Annotated in this window: 17 protein-coding genes; 1 reads left to right on the top strand and 16 read right to left on the bottom strand. The window is 60.2% G+C overall.

Annotated features, from left to right (window positions below; all coding sequences use genetic code 11):
* From DBR18_RS28690 to DBR18_RS03980, 3 genes are all read right to left on the bottom strand, one after another.
* A partial coding sequence (locus tag DBR18_RS28690) for an efflux RND transporter permease subunit (protein WP_256588527.1) occupies nucleotides 1-1666 on the bottom strand: 1666 nt, incomplete at its 3' end.
* Nucleotides 1663-2727, bottom strand: a complete 1065-nt coding sequence (locus DBR18_RS03985; RefSeq protein WP_108589336.1) for an efflux RND transporter periplasmic adaptor subunit — start codon at nucleotides 2725-2727, stop codon at nucleotides 1663-1665. The genes DBR18_RS28690 and DBR18_RS03985, both read right to left, overlap by 4 nt.
* Complete coding sequence (locus DBR18_RS03980; RefSeq protein WP_108589335.1) at nucleotides 2724-3827, bottom strand: efflux RND transporter periplasmic adaptor subunit; 1104 nt, start codon at nucleotides 3825-3827, stop codon at nucleotides 2724-2726. Before DBR18_RS03980 ends, DBR18_RS03985 begins: the two co-directional genes overlap by 4 nt.
* 216 nt (nucleotides 3828-4043) lie before the next feature.
* Between DBR18_RS03980 and DBR18_RS03975 the strand changes: the two genes are divergently transcribed.
* Nucleotides 4044-5204 (top strand): AAA family ATPase, encoded by a 1161-nt coding sequence (locus DBR18_RS03975; RefSeq protein WP_108589334.1) that lies wholly within the window; start codon nucleotides 4044-4046, stop codon nucleotides 5202-5204.
* A 119-nt stretch (nucleotides 5205-5323) separates the two neighbouring features.
* On the opposite strand, the gene DBR18_RS03970 is transcribed toward DBR18_RS03975, so the two are convergent.
* The 13 genes from DBR18_RS03970 to DBR18_RS03910 all read right to left on the bottom strand — a co-directional run.
* Nucleotides 5324-6205: a transporter substrate-binding domain-containing protein gene (locus DBR18_RS03970; protein ID WP_108589333.1), complete on the bottom strand. Its 882-nt coding sequence runs from the start codon at nucleotides 6203-6205 to the stop codon at nucleotides 5324-5326.
* The gene (locus tag DBR18_RS03965; RefSeq protein ID WP_108589332.1) at nucleotides 6202-6984 is read right to left on the bottom strand and encodes an amino acid ABC transporter ATP-binding protein; all 783 of its coding nucleotides are present in this window, start codon (nucleotides 6982-6984) and stop codon (nucleotides 6202-6204) included. Before DBR18_RS03965 ends, DBR18_RS03970 begins: the two co-directional genes overlap by 4 nt.
* Nucleotides 6981-7640, bottom strand: coding sequence for an amino acid ABC transporter permease (locus DBR18_RS03960; protein ID WP_108589331.1), 660 nt, complete (start codon nucleotides 7638-7640; stop codon nucleotides 6981-6983). Before DBR18_RS03960 ends, DBR18_RS03965 begins: the two co-directional genes overlap by 4 nt.
* Nucleotides 7621-8286 carry an amino acid ABC transporter permease gene (locus tag DBR18_RS03955; protein WP_007964755.1) on the bottom strand — a complete coding sequence of 222 codons (666 nt, stop codon included), beginning with the start codon at nucleotides 8284-8286 and terminating at the stop codon, nucleotides 7621-7623. Before DBR18_RS03955 ends, DBR18_RS03960 begins: the two co-directional genes overlap by 20 nt.
* Before the next feature lie 579 nt (nucleotides 8287-8865).
* A complete protein-coding gene (locus tag DBR18_RS03950; RefSeq protein WP_108589330.1) occupies nucleotides 8866-9663 on the bottom strand; it encodes a MetQ/NlpA family ABC transporter substrate-binding protein in 798 nt (265 codons plus the stop codon).
* Between the two features lie 261 nt (nucleotides 9664-9924).
* Nucleotides 9925-10845: a sigma 54-interacting transcriptional regulator gene (locus tag DBR18_RS03945; RefSeq protein WP_108589329.1), complete on the bottom strand. Its 921-nt coding sequence runs from the start codon at nucleotides 10843-10845 to the stop codon at nucleotides 9925-9927.
* Between the two features lie 56 nt (nucleotides 10846-10901).
* Nucleotides 10902-11483: an alpha/beta hydrolase gene (locus DBR18_RS03940; RefSeq protein ID WP_108589328.1), complete on the bottom strand. Its 582-nt coding sequence runs from the start codon at nucleotides 11481-11483 to the stop codon at nucleotides 10902-10904.
* A 281-nt stretch (nucleotides 11484-11764) separates the two neighbouring features.
* Nucleotides 11765-12166, bottom strand: coding sequence for a biopolymer transporter ExbD (locus tag DBR18_RS03935; RefSeq protein ID WP_003220570.1), 402 nt, complete (start codon nucleotides 12164-12166; stop codon nucleotides 11765-11767).
* Between the two features lies 1 nt (nucleotide 12167).
* The gene (locus DBR18_RS03930) at nucleotides 12168-12893 is read right to left on the bottom strand and encodes a MotA/TolQ/ExbB proton channel family protein (RefSeq protein ID WP_108589327.1); all 726 of its coding nucleotides are present in this window, start codon (nucleotides 12891-12893) and stop codon (nucleotides 12168-12170) included.
* Nucleotides 12894-12938: 45 nt separating this feature from the next.
* Nucleotides 12939-13754, bottom strand: a complete 816-nt coding sequence (locus tag DBR18_RS03925) for an energy transducer TonB (protein ID WP_108589326.1) — start codon at nucleotides 13752-13754, stop codon at nucleotides 12939-12941.
* Between the two features lie 378 nt (nucleotides 13755-14132).
* Nucleotides 14133-14459 (bottom strand): hypothetical protein, encoded by a 327-nt coding sequence (locus DBR18_RS03920; RefSeq protein ID WP_108589325.1) that lies wholly within the window; start codon nucleotides 14457-14459, stop codon nucleotides 14133-14135.
* A 189-nt stretch (nucleotides 14460-14648) separates the two neighbouring features.
* Complete coding sequence (locus DBR18_RS03915; RefSeq protein WP_108589324.1) at nucleotides 14649-15992, bottom strand: aryl-sulfate sulfotransferase; 1344 nt, start codon at nucleotides 15990-15992, stop codon at nucleotides 14649-14651.
* 23 nt (nucleotides 15993-16015) lie between these two features.
* A partial coding sequence (locus tag DBR18_RS03910; RefSeq protein ID WP_108589323.1) for a TonB-dependent receptor occupies nucleotides 16016-17978 on the bottom strand: 1963 nt, incomplete at its 5' end.

Here is a 17978-nt window from a genome sequence, read left to right as displayed (position 1 = left end):
TTTCCGGGCGGTCCGAAGACGGGAAGAACTGGTTCTGCACAAAACGCATGCAGAACACCGCCAGCACAAACAGCAGCACGGTGATGCCGATCGCCCACCAGCGATTGCGCATGCTCCACAGCAACCCGCCGTTGAAGGCCCGACCGATGCGTCCCGGCTCGGCCGAATGAGGCTTCACGTTGGTGCTGAGAATGTGCACGCCGATCACCGGCGCAAAGAACACCGCCACCACCCACGACACCATCATGGCCACGGCGATCACCGCGAACAGGGTGAAGGTGTACTCACCGGCGGAACTGGCGTTGAGGCCGATGGGCACGAAACCGGCCACGGTCACCAGCGTACCGGTGAGCATCGGGAACGCTGTGGAGGTGTAGGCGAACGTCGCCGCCTGCTCCTTGCTTTCGCCCATTTCCAGGCGCGTGACCATCATCTCCACGGTGATCATCGCGTCGTCCACCAGCAGACCGAGGGCGATGATCAGCGCACCCAGGGAAATCCGCTGCATGGTGATGCCGCTGTATTCCATGAACACAAACACCATCGCCAGCACCAGCGGGATCGAACACGCCACGACCAGGCCGGCACGCACGCCGAGGCTGATGAAACTGACCACCAGCACGATCACCACCGCTTCGAACAGCGCACTGGTGAAACCGCCGACCGCCTCTTCCACCACCACAGCCTGGTCGGACACGGTATGCACGCCAACACCTACCGGCAGGTCTGCGGTGAGTTCGTCGATACGTTTGTGCAGGGCCTTGCCGAACTCCTGAACGTTGCCGCCCTTCTGCATGGCGATTGCCAGGCCGATTGCCGGTTTGCCGTCGAAGCGGAACTCCGGGGTGGCTGGGTCGACGTAACCACGGCTAATGTCGGCCACGTCCGCCAAGCGGTAGAAGCGGTCATTGAGCTTGAGATTGACCTCGGCCAGATCCTTTTCCGAAGCGAACTGACCGGAAGTGCGCACCGAAATGCGCTCGGGGCCGGCCTCGATCACACCCGCCGGAGTCACCGCGTTCTGCGATTGCAGGCTCTGCACCACCTGGCGCTGATCGATGCCCAGCGCGGCGAGTTTGCGGGTGGAGAAGTTCAGGTAGATCACTTCGTCCTGCTGGCCGATCATCTCGATCTTGCCCAGCCCCGGTACGTTGCGGATTTCGGCGCGGGCCTGTTCGACGTAATCGCGCAACTGGCGCATGGTCAGGCCGTCAGCGGTAAAGGCGTAGACCGAGCCGTACACATCACCGAACTCGTCGTTGAACCCGGGGCCTTGTATGCCTTGGGGAAACTGGCCACGAATGTCGTTGATCTTCTTGCGCACCTGATACCAGATTTCCGGGATGTCCTTGGCGCTGGTGGTGTCGCGCAGGTACACATACACCGTCGATTCGCCGGGTCGTGTGTAGCTTTTCACGTAGTCGAGGGAATCGAGTTCTTCGAGTTTCTTCTCGATGCGGTCGGTGACCTGCTTGAGGGTTTCTTCCTGGGTCGCGCCCGGCCATCGGGTCTGGATCACCATGGTCTTGATGGTGAAGGAAGGGTCTTCCTCGCGGCCCAGATTGAAGTACGAAAACACGCCCATCAGCAGCGCGACGAACATCAGATACCAGACGAACGACTGATGCTTGAGGGCCCATTCGGAGAGATTGAAAGAGCCTTTCATTGACTGTCCTCGTCGAGTTTCACGGCTTGTCCGGGTTTGAGACTGTTGACGCCTGCGCTGACCACCCGCTCGCCGGCCTTGACCCCACCGTCCAGCACCACGTTGCTGTCGGTGCGACTGATCACATTGACGTCACGGGGCGCGACGGTCTTGTTTTGAGTGTCGATGACCCAGATGCGGGTCTTGCCGTCGACCTCCTGCAGGGCGGTTGCCGGCAATTCGATACGCGGCTTGACCGCCGAGCTGAGGGTCACGCTGATGGCGGTGCCGAGGCGGAAACCGTCGGGGGTACTGGCCAGGGTCAGCCGCGCGCGACGGGTGCGGGTGGCGCTTTGGGCCTGTGGTTCGATCTCGCGAATGGTCGCGGTGGTGTTGATGCTCGGGTCGAGTTGCCCGGCCACCAGAAACACCACATCCCGGGGGATTTCATCGACCAGCGTGTCCGGCAGATCGATCACCGCTTCCTTGATATCCGGTTGCGCCAGGGTCACCACTTGCTGACCTGCCGTCACCACTTGCCCGGCCTCGGCATTCCACGCGGTGACCACGGCTTTGTGGTCGGAGCGCAGTTCGGTGTAACCGAGTTGATCCTTGCTTTGATTGACCGCCGCCCGCGCCTGATCAAGCGAGGCCTGGGTGGTTTTCAGATCCGTGTTGGCGATGTCCAGTTGCGCCTGCGCGCCAACCCCGCGATCGAACAGCGCCTGCTGGCGGCGGGCGTTGGCCTGGGCGTTGATCAGTTGCGCCTGGATTTTCGCCAGATCGCCCTGGGCCGAACGCAACTGGTTCTGCTGATCGGACGGGTCTAGGGTGGCGAGCAGCGTGCCTTTTTGCACCTCGGCGCCGACATCGACGTTGCGACTGGCAATGCGTCCACCGACACGAAACCCGGTATTACTCTCGTATCGCGCCTGAATGCTGCCGGCAAAGCGCCCGAGGGTTTGCTCGTTCAACGCCTGCACTTTGATCGACAGTACCGGCCGCACCGGCTCTGGCGGTGGCTCGCTTTTCGAGCAGGCGGCCAGAACCGCAGCAATGGATAACAGCCCCAGACGCTTCATGGCTGCGCTCCCGGTTGCAGATCCTTGTAGGTGTTCTCGGCGATCTCGACTTTCATGCCCGGGTGCAGCAGTTGTCCGCCGGCCACGATGACTTTTTCCCCGTCCTTGAGACCGTCGCTGATGATGACCTTGCCGATCAGGTAGCGGCTGACGGTGACGTTGTGCAATTGCGCCTCACCTTTGTCATCGACCATCCACACCGCTGGATCGCTGATGTTCTTGGTCAACGCCGACCATGGCAATTCCACCGCCGACTTGCCACTGCCCTTGGCAGTGGCGCTGACCACCGAGCCCAGCTGCATGCCCTGCGGCAGGCTGTCGAGGGTGACCTTGACCTGCACCGTGCCGGACTGCGCCGACACCGCCGGAGTGATCTCGCGCACCGTGCCGGTGGTTTTGATCGCGGGGTTGTCGAGCAGGCTGACGACAATCGAACGATCCGCAGGGCGCTCGGCCAAGAGCGATTCGTAGACGTTGAACACCGCGTCGCGGTCGCCATCGCGGGCCAGTTTGAAAATCGGCGCGGTGGCCTGAACCACTTGGCCGACTTCAGCCTGACGCTCGGTGATGATCCCCGGCGCGTCGGCGATCAGCGAGGTGTAGCTCAACTGGTCCCTGGCATTCGCCAATTGCGCCTGCGCCGCACTCAGGGCGCTCTGGCTGCTGCGCAATGCCGCTTGTGCCGAATCGTATTCGCTCTGGCTGGTGTAACCCTTGGGCAACAGTTTCTGCTGACGCACGAACGCTGCCGCGCTCTGTTTGACCCGCGCCTGCTCGGCGACAACCTGCGCCTGAGCGGAGTCGACGTTAGTCTGCAAATCCTTGGGATCGAGTTTGGCCAGCACCTGTTTAGCGCTGACCCGGTCACCGACATCGACCATGCGCTGGATGATCTTGCCGCCGACGCGGAACGACAATTCGGTCTGCACCCGCGCCTGCACGTCACCGGTGAGTGTCACGGCAGCGGCGTAATCCGCCGGTTTGACCTCTTGCACGAAGACCCGTGGCAGGTACTCCTGCGGAGCCTTTTTCTCGCCGCAAGCGGTCACCAGCGCGAGCAGGCTCAACAACACTGCTGTTTTCAATCCGGGACTCGCCATGCAGACTCCTTCCTGTGTACGAACGTGCAAGTGACGATACGACTGTGAGCTTAGAACAGGGTTCAACGTTCGCTCGCGCGATCTCCATATTTCCCCTGTAGGAGCTGCCGCAGGTTCGGGCCGCGTTCGGACGATCTTTTGACTTTATAAAAGCAAGATCAAAAGATCGCAGCCTGCGGCAGCTCCTACAATGGTCGCCTCAAGAGAAGGATTTCCATGCTCAAGACCCTCGCGGTGGCCAATTACCGCTCGATCAATAAATTGGTGATTCCACTGGGCCGGCTGAACCTGATCACCGGCCCCAACGGCAGCGGCAAGTCCAATCTCTATCGGGCCTTGCGCCTGCTGGCGGAGACCGCGCAGGGTGGCGTGGTCAATGCGCTGGCCCGCGAGGGCGGGCTGGATTCGACATTCTGGGCCGGCCCGGAAACCATCAGCCGACGCATGCGCAGCGGCGAAGTGGCGATCGAGCCGACGGTGCGTCAGGGCGTCAAACGCCTGCGTCTGGGTTTTGCCGGAGAAGACTTCAGCTACTCGATCGCCCTGGGCTTGCCGGAGCCGAGCCTTTCGTACTTTTCCCTCGACCCGCAAATCAAAAAGGAATGCATCTGGGCCGGGCCGCTTTATCGCCCGGCCAGCCTGCTGGTGGATCGTGACGGCCCGATGATTCGCGCCCGTGAAGGTCGCAGCTGGGACGTGCTGGCGCAGCACACACCGACCTTCGACAGTCTGTTCGATCAGGTCGGCAGCCTGCGCAGTTCGCCGGAGGTGTTCCAGATGCGCGAGTTCATCCGCCGCTGGCGCTTCTACGATCACTTTCGCAGCGACCCCGACGCACCGGTGCGCCAGCCGCAACTGGGCACGCGCACGCCGGTGCTGCATCACGACGGCCGGGATCTGGCGGCCGCGTTGCAGACCATCCGTGAAATCGGCGACCCCGAGGCTTTGCAGGCAGCCATCAGCGATGCGTTTCCCGGAGCGCGGCTGGATATTGCGCCCTTGGCGGGCGGACGGTTTGCCATCGAGTTCTATCAGGAAGGATTGCTGCGACCGTTGTCGGCGGCGGAGCTGTCGGACGGCACCTTGCGCTATCTGCTGCTGATTGCCGCGCTGCTGACGCCGAGGCCACCGTCATTGATGGTGCTCAACGAGCCGGAAACCAGTCTGCATCCGGATCTTTTGCCAGCGCTGGCGCGTTTGATCATTCGCACCTCGCAGGACTGTCAGGTGTGGGTGGTGTCCCATGCGCGGCGGTTGATTTCAGCGTTGCAGGAAGACCCCGAATGCAATTGCATCGTGCTGGAGAAGCAACTGGGGCAGACCGGGGTTGTCGGGCAGCGGGTGCTGGATGAGCCGGCGTGGAACTGGCCGGATTGAAAGCGAAAAGATCGCAGCCTGCGGCAGCTCCTACAGGTTTCGCGTCGCGCCGTGATAGGGCGACCGGCGCTGTCCATGTAGGAGCTGCCGCAGGCTGCGATCTTTTGCGCCTTAATTAATCACCCCTGCCACTTGCCCCCCTCGACAATCACACTCTCAGGCCGGGTGTCATCGCTCAGCTCTTTGCGCACGTATTGGTCGTACAGCTTGAGCAGGTACTTTTCCTCACCCAGCTTCGCCAGCTCGGTGTTCACCCAATCGCGCAGCTCGATATTGCCCTTCTTCACCGCCGGTGCAATCGGTGCTTCGGCGCCGAGCTTCTCGTCCAGCACGCGATAGCCCGGGTTCTGCTTGGCCCAGCTGAACAGCACCAGGTTGTCCTGCGCATAGGCATCGCCACGGCCGCTGGCCAGGGCTTGCAACGACTCGGTGTTTTTCTCGAATTTCAGCAGTTTCCAGTCCGGATGGTTCTTGGTCAGCCAGATATCGGCGGTCGTGCCGGTGGTGACGATGGTGGTGCGGGTCGCCAGGTCATCGAGGTGCTTGACCGAACTGCCCTGCGGCACCAGCGCCTGCACGGCAACCTTGAGGTTCGGATTGGTGAATTCCACTGCCTCCCTGCGCTCCGGGGTCACCGTCATGTTGGCGAGGATCAGGTCGACCTTGTCGCTTTGCAGGAACGGAATGCGGCTTGCCGGTTCCACGGCCACGAACTCGACCTTGTTCTCATCGCCCAGCAGGTCCTTGGCGAAGCGCCGAGCGATGTCGGTGTCGAAGCCGACGTAGCGCCCGGCCTCATCGACAAAACCGAACGGTGGCTTGTCGGTGAATACACCGACGATCAGTTTGTCGCGGGCCTTGATCTTGTCCAGGTAACCGGCCGGCGCGGCGCTTTCGCTGGCGACTTTCGGCTTTGCCGGTTCTTCGGATTTGTTGCAGCCAGCGAGCAGCGCAAGGCCGAGCAGTGGCAGTAAAAACAGACTTGCTTTGGCAGTTTTCATAGCGGTTCCAGTTCCTTTGTCGGATTCGTTTCGGGCAGTGTTGCAACGAAGGAGAACTTCTCCAGGAACTGCTGCGCGCGTGCGGTTTGCGGGTTCGTAAAGAAAATCTCGGGCGGGTTCTGTTCAAGGATGCGCCCGGCGTCCATGAACACGATGCGGTCGGCCACCGCGCGGGCGAAGGCCATTTCGTGGGTGACGATCAGCAGGGTCATGCCCTCGCGGGCCAGGCCCTGAATCACTTGCAGCACTTCCTTGACCATCTCCGGGTCGAGGGCGGCGGTGACTTCATCGAAGAGCATCACGCGCGGGTTCATGCACAGCGAACGGACGATGGCGATGCGTTGCTGCTGGCCGCCGGAGAGCTGGCGCGGGAACGCATCGCGCTTGTCCGCCAGGCCCACGCGCTCGAGCAAGGCTTCGGCCTGCTGCTGCGCTTCGCGGCGCTGACGCTTTTGCACCTTGAGCGGGCCGAGCAACAAATTGTCGAGCACGCTCATGTGCGGAAACAGGTGATAACTCTGGAACACCATGCCGATCTGCTGGCGCACTTCACGCCAGTCAGTGGCTTTGCTCAACAGTTCACGACCGATAAATTTCAGGCTGCCGCTGTGCGCTTCTTCCAGACCATTGAGGCAACGCAGCAAGGTGCTTTTGCCGCAGCCGCTGGGGCCGAGGATGACGATCACCTCACCGCTGCGCACCTGCAGGTCGATGCCCTTGAGCACCTGCTGTTCGCCATAGAATTTGTTGAAACCCTGAAACTCGATCAATGCGTTCATGCTTGCGTCCAGCGCCGCTCCAGCACGCGCGAGGCGGCCGACAGCGGGTAGCAGATGAAAAAGAAAAACAGAAACAGCGCGCCGTAGATCAGCACCGACTCGTAAGTGCGCTCGATGATCTGCTGGCCGACCTTGATCACATCGACCACGCCGATCAGCACCGCCAACGAACTGGTCTTGATGATTCGCGTGTAGACGTTGATGGTCGGCGGCGTCATGCGCTTCAGCGCCTGCGGCAGCAATACGTAGCCGTAGAGTTGCGCAGCGTTCAGGCCGATCGACAGCCCCGCCTCACGCTGCCCGCGCGGCAACGAGTGCAGTGAACCGCGTGCGACCTCGCCCACCTCGCTGGCGCCCCACAGCGACAGCACCAGCACCGCGCACCAGAAACTCGGAATGCTCAGGCCGAAGAAAATCGGCAGACCGAAAAACAGCAAGTACAACCACACCAGCACCGGGATCGCCCGGAACAGTTCCAGATAAACCCGCAGGATGACGTTCAGCCACGTCACGTTGAGCGTGCGCAACACGCCGTAGAGCACGCCGCCGACGGTGCTGATGGCAATGCTCAGAAACGAGATCGACAGGGTTTGTCCGGCGCCTGTTGCCAGTTGCGGCAACGACACCCAGAGCAGCTCAAGACCCGAACTGGCCATGCTGAAGCCTCCTTTCCAGACGACTGAGCAAAAGCGACAGCGGCAAGAACAGCAGCACGCAGATCAGCGTCAGCACGGCGAGCATTTCATAGGTTTTGTAGTAGAGCGCGATGTAGCTCTTGGTGGTGTAGAGGATTTCCGGCACCGCCACCGCCGAGACCACGGTGGTTTCCTTGAGCAGGAAAATGAAATTGGCGAACAGCGAGGGCAGGCTGAGAATCCCCGCTTGCGGCAGGATCACGTAGCGCAGCAACTGGCCGTGGGACAGGCCAATGGAGCGGCCCGATTCCAGTTGCGCCTGTGGCACGGCGTCGACACCGGCACGCAGCACTTCGGTGAGGTAGGCACCGCCGAGAAAAGTCATGGTGATGATCGCCGCGGTGAAGCCGGAGACCTGGATGCCGATGGCCGGCAAGGCGAAGTAGACGAAGAATAACTGGATCAGCAGCGGCGTGTTGCGCGCCAGTTCCACATACAGCCCGACGGCGCGTTGCAGGTAGGGCGTGCGGAACACCAGAATCGTCGCGTTGAGCAGCGCCACCAGCAGCGATGTGCCGATGGCGATGAAACCGACCTGCAACGTCACGCCCACGGCTTTGAGAAAGGCCGGCAAGGTGCTGAGGATAAATGCGTAATCGAAAGTCATGAAGCATCCTGGACGTCGCTCGGTAAGCGGCGGTCATGCAGTCCATGGACAGCGGGTAACTGTCCGGCAGGCGCTGACTTTATAGGTATAAAAACAAGAATTTAAATACCGTTAAAGCATATTGATATCACCCAAAAAACTATCTTGTGGGTTTGCCGGGAAGGAATAAGAAGGCTATTTTCCCTTGCGCTGTAGGAAGGATCTTTTTTGCGTGAAAGCCCTCCAAGGACGAACAGCTTTTGGCCAGACTCCCCCGGCCAAACCATTACAAGGAAGACAACATGGACGTAAAAGTGCCGCAGCGACTGGACCCGCAGGACATTGTGAAATTGCTCGTGGCGTTGCGCCGGGCGTTGAAGGCTCAGGCAGTCTGAGTTACACACATCAAGATCAAAAGATCGCAGCCTGCGGCAGCTCCTACAGGGGAATGCGATTTCCTGTAGGAGCTGCCGAAGGCTGCGATCTTTTGCTTCTGGCTTGTGATGTTATGGCCCCCAAAATCGAGCACAAAAAAAACGCCGATGACCATCACTGGCCATCGGCGTTTTCATACCTTGAAGGGGTGGTTCAAGCGGCGGATCAGAACGCCGGCAGTACCGCGCCGTTGTACTTCTTCTCGATGAACGCTTTGACTTCCGGGCTGGTCAGGGCTTTGGCCAGTTTCTGGATGGCGTCGCTGTTCTTGTTGTCCTCACGGGCCACCAGGAAGTTCACGTAAGGCGAATCGGCACCTTCGATCACCAGCGCATCCTTGGTCGGGTTCAGCTTGGCTTCCAGCGCGTAGTTGGTGTTGATCATGTCCAGATCAACTTCCTTCAGAACGCGTGGCAGCAGGGCCGATTCCAGTTCCTTGAACTTGAAGTTGTGCGGGTTCTTGGCGATGTCTTTCGGGGTCGCCAGGGCGTTTTTCGGATCTTTCAGTTCGATCAGGCCAGCCTTCTGCAGCAGGATCAGTGCGCGGCCGCTGTTGCTGCCTTCGTTCGGGATGGCGATGGTCGCGCCGTCCGGCAGATCAGCCAGTTTCTTGTACTTGCTCGAGTAGCCACCGAACGGTTCAACGTGCACGCCTTGCACGGTCACCAGGTACTTGGCCTTGTCGTCCTTGTACTTGCCCTGGTTGAAGCTGTTCAGGTACGGCAGGGTCTGGAAGTAGTTGGCATCCAGACGCTTCTCGCCCACCTGTACGTTCGGTTGCACGTAGTCGGTGAACACCTTGATTTCCAGATCCACGCCTTCTTTGGCCAGGGTCGGTTTGATCAGTTCGAGAATTTCAGCGTGTGGCACCGGAGTCGCTGCGACCACCAGTTTCTCGCCGGCCTGGGCCAGGGAAGCAGTCAGAGCAGCCGCCAATGCGGTAAACAACAGAACCTTTTTCATGCAGTGTCCTTATCGAGAATCACGATCGCGGATGGCGACGGCTATTAATACGAGTGCCAGTGAAGTGCTATCTCTGGCGTGAAGCGGACAATACCGGGATTTTTTATTCCCGGACAATAACGTTTATTCACGTTGATATTCCATTTTGTTCATACACGCGAGATAGACATGCAGGCGCTGCCCCGGGCTGCGATCTTTTGATTTTCAACGGGTTAAATATGCCTGGAAGCAAGATCAAAAGATCGCAGCCTGCGGCAGCTCCTACACTAGACCTGCGTTTTTCAGTAGCTGCTTTAGCGCCTGTTGATCGGTGGCGGTGCCATTTTTCAGGATGTGTTTGATCTGGCTTTCGATCTGCACCAGTGTCGGTGGCAGGTTCAGGTGTTCCGGGAGGATTTCGTCGCCGGTGCTGACCAGCAGCGCGAAGTGAATGACGTTTTCCAGCTCACGGGTGTTGCCCGGCCAGCTGTGGCGCTCCAGCAGGTGTTGCGCCGCTTCGCTGATCAACGGCACCGGCAGGTCGAGGCGCTGGCTGTAGATGCCGAGAAAATATTCGGCCAGCGACAGGATGTCGCCAATTCGCTCGCGCAGCGCCGGCAATTCCAGCTGCCCTTCGCTGAGGTAGTGATAGAGCCGTTCGTGAAATTTCCCCGCATCCACCGCTTGCGCCAGATCGATGCTGGTCGCCGCCACCAGCCGCACATCCACCGGGCTTGGCTGATGCGCGCCGACACGGGTGACTTCGTGGTTTTCCAGGGCGGCGAGCAGTTTGATCTGAATCGGCAGCGGCAGATCGCCGATTTCGTCGAGATACAAAGTGCCGCCGTTGGCCGAACCGAACCAGCCAGCGCGACTGCTGGCCGAACCTGAGTAACTGCCGGCGGCATAACCGAACAGCTCGGCATCGGCGTAGGTCGGGCTGATCGCGCCGCAGTTGACCGAAACGAACAGACCGCTGCGATCACTGGCCCGGTGGATATGGCGCGCGAGCAGCTCTTTACCGGTGCCGGTCTCGCCGCGGATCAACACCGAAATCGAACGCGGTGCCAGGTGTTCCAGCTCTTCGCGCAATTGCCGAGAACGAGGATCGACGAACACCAGCGCCTTGGCGCGAATGCTCAGAGGGCTTTTTTCCGCATCGGGAAAGGTCAGCAACGGCTGACCGAAGGTTTCGAAACTCATGGCAGACTCCCGCCCAGAACCGCCGGCAGACGGGGGCGTTCAGAAAAGAAAAAGGTTCAAGCGCGACGCCGGGCGTGGTGTTCCATGCGGTTTTGCAGGCGGTACAGATATGCGAAACCCTGCTCCCAGCGCTGATGCCCGGACTTGACGTTGATGTGCCCGGCCCCGGCAAGAATCCCCGCTTCGGCGCCCCAGTTGCGCGCCAGCTCCAAGGCTCGCGGTGCGCTGACGGCGGCATCGTTGTCGGAGGCCACGACCTGGCTGGGGAACGGCAGCAGATCGGTCGGGATCGGCGCGAAATTGCGCAGTGCCGGCGCGCAGGCCGGACGCTCGACGTCGGCCGGCGCGACCAGCAACGCACCGCGTACCTGACGCAGAAATTGCACGGGCGCAGTGGCTGCCCAATGCGCAACGGTGACGCAACCCAGGCTGTGAGCGATCAGGATCACTGGCGTGCTGTCGGCAGCAATCGCCTCGGCCAGCGCCGCGACCCAGTCTTCACGGCGCGGGGTCAGCCAGTCGGCCTGCTCCACCCGGGCGCTGTTGGGCAGGCTGTTCTGCCAGTGGGTTTGCCAATGATCTTCTGGCGATCCTTGCCAGCCCGGCACAATCAGATAGCGGATTGATTCGTTGCGCATGGGGGAGCTCTCCTGCGTCGTGTCTGTTCCTGATCGAGTATAGGGACGGGATTTATATTCGTTAAGGAATAAGAAGCTATTTATTAAGACCCAAAAGAAATATGGTTGGCCTTGTGTAGGAGCTGCCGAAGGCTGCGATCTTTCGATTTTGATTTTAAGAACAAGAGCAAAAGATCGCAGCCTTCGGCAGCTCCTACAGGGGTCGGGTGTGGGTTTAAATCGGGATAAAAAAAGGGCCGCACCCTGCCAAGGAGACGGCCCTGGAAAAACGAAAATCCTTGTCACCGCGCGGTAATCACCGACAACTTGGTAATCCCCGCCCGCTCGATCGAGGCCATGGCCCGCGCCACTTCGCCGTAGTTCACCCCGTCGTCGGCCTGCAGTTGCACGCGCACTTCCGGGTCCTTGGCCTTGGCCGACTTGAGGTTGAATTCCAGCAGGTCCGGCTGAATCTCATCCTTGTTGATAAACAGTTTGCCGGCACCGTCGATGCTCACCACCAGCGGGTCTTTCTGCTCGACCGGCGCCACCGCTTCGGTCTTGGGCAGGTTGATCGGGATCGCATTGGTCAGCAGCGGCGCGGTGACGATGAACACCACCAGCAGCACCAGCATCACGTCCACCAGCGGCGTCACGTTGATCTCGCTCAGCACCTCATCGCTGTCTTGCGTAGAGAAGGCCATGTCAGGACGCCTCCTTCACTTTTGCCGCGCTGCCCGGCGCCGCAACCTTGCTCGCGGTCGGGTGGATCAGCACGCGGAACGAACTCTTCTGCGCCAGGCTGTAGAAGTCGTGGGCGAAGTCATCCAGATCCGCGGCGGTCAGTTTCAGCCGCCGCAGAAAATAGTTGTAAACCAGCACCGCCGGCACCGCGACGGCGATCCCCACACCGGTGGCGACCAGTGCTGCGCCAATCGGACCGGCGACGGTTTCCAGGCTCGCCGAGCCTGCCGCGCTGATGCCTTTGAGCGCTTCCATGATTCCCCACACCGTGCCGAACAAACCAATGAACGGCGAGGTGCTGCCAATACTCGCGACCACCGCCAGACCGGTTTCCAGCGAACGCCGTTCACGCACGATCTGCTGACGCAAGGCCCGTTCCAGGCGATCCTGATGGTTGATCGCCTGGCTCAGGTCATTGGCCTGCGGCGCTTCGCCCACCTGAATCGCCGCGTAACCGGCCTGTGCCACCCGGGCCGCAGCGCCGGGTTGGGTTTCACTCAACTCAGCGGCGGAATCCAGACTCGACGCCGCCCAGAAGCGTTTATGAAACTTGCGATCCTGCGCCTTCAGACGACCGAACTGCACAGCCTTGAGCAGCGCCAGTCCCCAGGTGGCAACGGAAAAAACCACCAGCAGCCAGATCACCGCGCTTTCGATGGATTCCAGTGGAGATGCCAGTAACGTCATGATGTGTTCCCTCGTGTAAACGTTTAGCGCGAAATAGGTTTCGGTTTAATGAATCTTGAAATCGATGGGTACGCTGACCCAGCCGTCCTGGGCGACATCACCCTGCTTGGCCGGGACGAAGCTCCACTGCTTGACGGCGTTGAGCGCCGCGTCGTCGAGCTGTTGCCGACCGCTGCTTTTCTGAATCTGGATCTCGCCCGGCTTGCCATTAGCCAATACGTGCACCCTTAGCATCACCGTGCCTTCCCAGCCGCGACGCTGGGCCAGCGACGGATATTCCGGCGCCGGGTTCTTCAGATAGGCGGCGTTGGCCGAGGCCGGCGTTACGGGCGCCGGGGCCGGTGGTGCAGGTGGCGCTGGCGCAGCGACCGGAGCGGCCGGTTGCGGCGGCGCGGGTGGTTGTTCAACTGCTTTGGGTGCCGGTTTCGGCACCGGTTTGGCCACCGGTTTCGGCTTGGGTTTGGGAATCGGTTTGGGTGGTGGCGGCTTCACGGCCAACTCGTCTTCAACCGGCGGCGGTGGCTCAACCACAGGCGCCGGTGGCGGCGGCTCGACCACGGGCGGTGCCGGTGGTGCCGGACGCGAAAACTCGATAGTCATCGGTGGAATTTCCGGCGGCACGATCGGCAACGCCGGCGTCGGATGCTGGTTGATCCAGTAGATCACCGCGCCATGCACCACCAGCGCCAGCACGCCTAGCAGGATCGTTTCGCGGCGACTCAGAATACCCTTGGGCGCACGCTGCAAACGCAGCTGCCCCAGTGGCACACGATGCGGTCGGCCGAGATCGACCAGTTCGCCACCTGGCGTTTGACGCCACAGCAATTCCTGTGCGCTGGCGGCGGTCTGGACATTGCCCATTGATTCACTCCCTGCGGTCTTTTTGCGTTTTTCGCTTAGCCGATCCGCCGTTTGTTGAATCCCCGACGACGTGATCGATGGACGAATCATTGGGCTTGTTGCTTATCTCCGAAAGTAATCTTTCATGTTATGGATAGACGTTTATGGAATATACAAAACGGTCATTTCCGCCAAAGCCACAGCCTGTAAGGCTTCCAGCGATTCGCCGAAATCGACATGCTTTCGCGGCATAAAAAGTATTCACCGAAGGCATCGGGTTATGGGTGAACCGGGTTTCAGTGACAACCAATACTTAGGTAATAGTTGAAAAAATTTTAAAAAGGCAAACAAAAAAGCCGATGCATGTTTAATGCATCGGCCTTCGATTTGCGGAGTTTCTTATTGCTTGACAAACTCCCCGGCCAGACCCACTACATCACCATCAAAGTTATTGCGCGAACCCACCGCGCGAACTTTCGAATAGTTGTGGTCCGGCGAGAACAGCGTCCAGGACTGATATCCCGAGCCTTCATTCAACGCCGCGAAAGTGATGATCGTAGGCTGGCCGGTGCTGTTCTGGAAATGGTAATGCCCGTAAGCGATGTCATAATTCACGCCATTCTGGCTGAACTTTCCGCTGAAGGTGCCGTTGGAGTCGTTGCCATCGGTAATCGTCAGTTTGGCGCCAGCGTTAGCGTTTACATAATTGCCATTAATGCTCGACATAACGAGATTTCCTTTATCGTTGGATAAGTGTCTTCCGATGAGCGCAAGTTTCCTCCTGGAAACTCACGACACTCAGGATGGTTGGACATTCATTTATTGTCCACGCGACTTTTCAACGAAATTGCAATAAGCACTATTCATCTCTCACATAACTTATCGCCATTTATTCGAGCATTAATTCCTTTTCAACTACCGACTGGCGCGGGCCTGCTGCACTCCCGATGTCGGAGCAATCCCGGCGGTCTCGGAACGCGGCGTACCCGCCGGCACCCAGTCATAACTCACAGGCAACGCACGATAGACCCAGTTGCTGATTGCGTCGCTGCCCGGCGCCTTACCCAGATACGGGCTGACGTATTCCCAGACGTTTTCGCCGCTGGCCGTGACCTGGAAAAACCGCCCGTTCATGCCTTCGTCGATCAGCGTATTGCCGTTGGGCAAACGTCGTGCACTGCTGATGAACGAGCTGTAGAACGCCCACCCCGGCTGCTTCGAATTGGCTGCGCTGTACTGCCAGACAATCTCATTTTTAACCGGGTCGATTTCCAGCACTCGCGAACCGGAAATCAGCCCGAGAGTGACGTTCGGATACCCCGCCGAACCCTGGTTATCGAACACCAGCAGATTACCGGCGCCAGGCAGGCCGGCCGGGATGATGTGTGCGTCGTGCTGGCCGACGAATTGATCCACCGGGCGCGGCAGTTTTTGCGCGGTTTTCGGGTTGATCAGGGGCAAGTTCGGGCCGAGGCGCCAGACCACTTTGCCGCTGTGTTTGTCGATGATTGCGATGAAGTTGGCGTTGCGCGAATCGAGCAACAGGTTGTCCGGATTGAAGCGTTTGTCCCCGGCATCGAACCACTTGTTCGGCCCGACCACGCTGAGGTTGTTGATGTGCAGGTAATCCGGGTTGTCGCTGGCGCGCACCAGTTTCAATTGCTCCGGGGTGAAGCCGAATTCGTTCAAGTGCTCCGAGGCCAGCCATTGCCATTTCACCTGCCCGTCGGGGCTGACTTCGTAGATCGCATCGTCGATCACTTCAGGCACCTTGAAGCCTTTGACCTGATGCACCTTGTTCGCCAGCACCACGGTGTTGCCGTTGCTCAACCGGCGCTGATCATGATGCTGTTGCGCCGCGCCACCGGGCGCCTTGTCACCCCACTGCCAGACCACTTTGCCGTTCCAGTCCAGTTCGCCGACGCTCTGGTTGCCCAGACCGTTGCCCGCCGAACCGAGCTTGCCCGGATCCTTGTCACTGAGTTGCAGCAGCACATGTCCGCGCTGACCGCCGACCAGTTGCGGGTCGATGATCGCCGATGGAAACCCCGCCTGCGGCCAGGTTTTCACTGCATTGCCATTCATGTCGATCAGGTGCGTCTGCTTGTCGGCACCACTGAAGATCACATACTGGTTAAAGGCCTTGTTCGGGTCATAGCGGGTGACGCCGGTGGGGTACACGCTGGGCGCGGCGAACGCCGCGCTACTGAGTACTACGCTGGACAACAACAGCGCTGAAGCGGTTTTGCCTGGCAACATGATGCAGCTCCTTGAATGACAGATCAGAAGTCGTAGCGACCGGTAACGCCGAGGGTGCGCGGTGTACCGAGCAGACCTTCATAACCACCATTGCCGCCGGTCCACAGGGTCGTGTAATAGGTCTTGTCGAAGGCGTTTTTCAGCCACAGCGAAACGTCCCACTGGCCCTGATTGAAATCGCCGCGCAGACCGGTGGACAGGTTGACCACGGCGTAGCTAGGAATCTGCCCGTAGTCGGAATCCTCGACGGTGCCCACTGCTTTGGAGCGGAACGCGTAGCTGGCGGTGACGTAAGGTTCGAAGCCATTGGCCAGATTCCATTTGTATTCACCGTTGGCGTTACCGATCCATTTCGACGCGCCGACCACCTGGTGTCCGCTGAGGTCGCAGGACGCTGGTGCGCCCGGTGCCTGGCTGACTTCCGGCGGGCACGGCGCATCCTTGTATGAGAGGTAGCTGACGTCGTTGTACGAGCCGTTGAAGTTCAGGGTCAGGCCGCGCAACGGGATCACCGTGCTTTCGAATTCGACGCCGCGCGAGCGTACGGAACCGGCGTTGGTCAGGTATTGCACGCGGTTGACGTCGTCGTAAGCGTTGGTCTGGTAGGCGTTGACCTGGGTCCAGAAAACGTTGGCGTTGAGCTGCAGACGCCGGTCCCACAAGGTGCTCTTGAAGCCGAGTTCGGCGTTGTTGGCGCGTTCGGTGCCGATCAGCAGCGAGTCGGCGCCAGCGGTTGGCGCCGAACCCACGGCAAGGTTCACGCCACCGGATTTTTCGCCGTGGGACAGGGTGGCGTAACCGAGCAGATCATCGGTGATGCGGTAGCTGAGGTTGAGCAATCCGGAGGGGCTGGAGCTGTACTGGTTGAGATCGCCGGAATCGTAGGCGCCAGTGCGTCCGCGTCGTGCGGTGGCCGCGGCACCGGTCACCGCAGCGCCACCGACTGGTGCATCGCGAGTGACCCAGGCGCTTTTCTCTTCATAGGTGCCGCGCACCCCGGCGGTGAAATCCAGGCGCTCGGTGAGGTGCCAGGTGCCTTGGGCGAACAGCGCGAAACTGTCGGTCTTGATATGGCCGTTGCCGACGCTGCCGACATTGGCCAGTGCACCCCGTGGCGTGCCGTTCCAGATGTCGGCCTGCGGGCCGTAATAGGCGAAGGACTTGTTGTCCAGATCCGAGCCGAAGTAGTAGGCGCCGAGCACGTAATCGAAGAACTCGCCCTTGGGCGAGGCCAGGCGAAATTCCTGCGAGTATTGTTTGTCTTCGACCGAAACCCCGGCGTTGTAGGTCGCCGCGACGTTGAGTCCATCGTCGTTGGCCGGGGTGAAATTCCAGAAGCGATACGAGCTGATCGAGGTCAGGGTGAAATCACTCGGCAACGTCCAGTTCGCCTCCACTGATGTGCCGCCCTGATGCACGGTGACGTGCTGGTCGTTGTCCAGATTGACCTTGCGGTGCGAGCCGTTGACCAGCGTCGCGCCGGCGGCATTGGCCCGCGACTGGTAGAGGTTGACGCCGTTGATGGTCGGCCCGGTGTTGTACAGCACGCGGGTGCCGGCGCTGGAATCCTCTTCGTTGTAGTCGCCGATCCAGCGCAGGTTGAAGTCTTCGTTGGGCTTGAACAGCAACTGCGCGCGGAAGCCATCGCGCGATCCGCCGTTCAGGTCATGGCCGTTGTATTCGTTTTTGATGTCGCCGTCGCTGCGGGTGCGATAGGCCGAAAAGCGTCCGGCCAGTTGATCGTTGAGCGGCCCGGAAATCGTGCCCTTGGTCTGGAAATAACCGTCCTCGCCGACCGAGGTTTCGATGCTGCGCTCAGGGGTGAACGTCGGCGCGCGGGTGCTGATGTTGATCACCCCGGCGGTGGTGTTCTTGCCGAACAATGTGCCCTGCGGCCCGCGCAGGACTTCGAGCTGTTCGATGTCCATCAGGTCGAACACCGCCATTCCCGGACGGCCCAGGTACACGTTGTCGATGTACAGACCG

Source organism: Pseudomonas sp. HMWF021, assembly GCF_003061005.1.
GTDB lineage: Bacteria > Pseudomonadota > Gammaproteobacteria > Pseudomonadales > Pseudomonadaceae > Aquipseudomonas.
The sequence above is the reverse complement of the archived record's forward strand: the minus strand, read 5'-3'. Positions and strand labels throughout refer to the sequence as shown.

Bases quoted from the DNA above. Each gene is read 5' to 3' on its own strand.
- DBR18_RS03920 (WP_108589325.1), bottom strand. From the start codon at position 14,459: ATGTCGAGCATTAATGGCAATTATGTAAACGCTAACGCTGGCGCCAAA.
- DBR18_RS03925 (WP_108589326.1), bottom strand. From the start codon at position 13,754: ATGGGCAATGTCCAGACCGCCGCCAGCGCACAGGAATTGCTGTGGCGT.
- DBR18_RS03930 (WP_108589327.1), bottom strand. From the start codon at position 12,893: ATGACGTTACTGGCATCTCCACTGGAATCCATCGAAAGCGCGGTGATC.
- DBR18_RS03970 (WP_108589333.1), bottom strand. From the start codon at position 6,205: ATGAAAACTGCCAAAGCAAGTCTGTTTTTACTGCCACTGCTCGGCCTT.
- DBR18_RS03955 (WP_007964755.1), bottom strand. From the start codon at position 8,286: ATGACTTTCGATTACGCATTTATCCTCAGCACCTTGCCGGCCTTTCTC.
- DBR18_RS03940 (WP_108589328.1), bottom strand. From the start codon at position 11,483: ATGCGCAACGAATCAATCCGCTATCTGATTGTGCCGGGCTGGCAAGGA.
- DBR18_RS03980 (WP_108589335.1), bottom strand. From the start codon at position 3,827: ATGGCGAGTCCCGGATTGAAAACAGCAGTGTTGTTGAGCCTGCTCGCG.
- DBR18_RS03945 (WP_108589329.1), bottom strand. From the start codon at position 10,845: ATGAGTTTCGAAACCTTCGGTCAGCCGTTGCTGACCTTTCCCGATGCG.
- DBR18_RS03985 (WP_108589336.1), bottom strand. From the start codon at position 2,727: ATGAAGCGTCTGGGGCTGTTATCCATTGCTGCGGTTCTGGCCGCCTGC.
- DBR18_RS03975 (WP_108589334.1), top strand. From the start codon at position 4,044: ATGCTCAAGACCCTCGCGGTGGCCAATTACCGCTCGATCAATAAATTG.
- DBR18_RS03950 (WP_108589330.1), bottom strand. From the start codon at position 9,663: ATGAAAAAGGTTCTGTTGTTTACCGCATTGGCGGCTGCTCTGACTGCT.
- DBR18_RS03915 (WP_108589324.1), bottom strand. From the start codon at position 15,992: ATGTTGCCAGGCAAAACCGCTTCAGCGCTGTTGTTGTCCAGCGTAGTA.
- DBR18_RS03965 (WP_108589332.1), bottom strand. From the start codon at position 6,984: ATGAACGCATTGATCGAGTTTCAGGGTTTCAACAAATTCTATGGCGAA.
- DBR18_RS03935 (WP_003220570.1), bottom strand. From the start codon at position 12,166: ATGGCCTTCTCTACGCAAGACAGCGATGAGGTGCTGAGCGAGATCAAC.
- DBR18_RS03960 (WP_108589331.1), bottom strand. From the start codon at position 7,640: ATGGCCAGTTCGGGTCTTGAGCTGCTCTGGGTGTCGTTGCCGCAACTG.